This is a genomic window from Escherichia sp. XD33 (genome assembly GCF_019375075.1).
Taxonomy (GTDB): domain Bacteria; phylum Pseudomonadota; class Gammaproteobacteria; order Enterobacterales; family Enterobacteriaceae; genus Enterobacter; species Enterobacter flexneri_A.
The window spans coordinates 1-501 of record NZ_JAENDM010000428.1 but is presented as its reverse complement, the minus strand read 5'-3'; the positions used below and the strand labels follow the sequence as shown (position 1 = coordinate 501).

The window sequence follows — 501 nt, the reverse complement described above, 5'->3', positions numbered from 1 at the left end:
ACAGCGCGGAGAATCTCGCTCTCTCCAGGGGAAGCCGAAGTTTCCAAAAGGTCGTTGATCAAAGCTCGCCGCGTTGTTTCATCAAGCCTTACGGTCACCGTAACCAGCAAATCAATATCGCTGTATGGCTTCAGGCCGCCATCCACTGCGGAGCCGTACAAATGCACGGCCAGCAACGTTGATTCCAGATGGCGCTCAATGACGCTTAGCACCTCTGATAGTTGGTTCGAAATTTCGATGGTCACCGCTACCCTCATGATGTCTAACTTTGTTTTAGGGCGACTGCCCTGCTGCGTAACATCGTTGCTGCTCCATAACATCAAACATCGACCCACGGCGTAACGCGCTTGCTGCTTGGATGCCCGAGGCATAGACTGTACCCCAAAAAAACAGTCATAACAAGCCATGAAAACCGCCACTGCGCCGTTACCACCGCTGCGTTCGGTCAAGGTTCTGGACCAGTTGCGTGAGCGCATACGCTACTTGCATTACAGCTTACGA

1 protein-coding gene is annotated in these 501 nt (G+C 52.7%); it reads right to left on the bottom strand.

What is annotated here, in order from left to right; all coding sequences use genetic code 11:
* The coding region (locus tag K0778_RS27610) for a nucleotidyltransferase domain-containing protein (RefSeq protein WP_174785475.1) at positions 1-257 on the bottom strand (257 nt) is incomplete at its 3' end.
* Positions 258-501 lie beyond the last annotated feature (244 nt).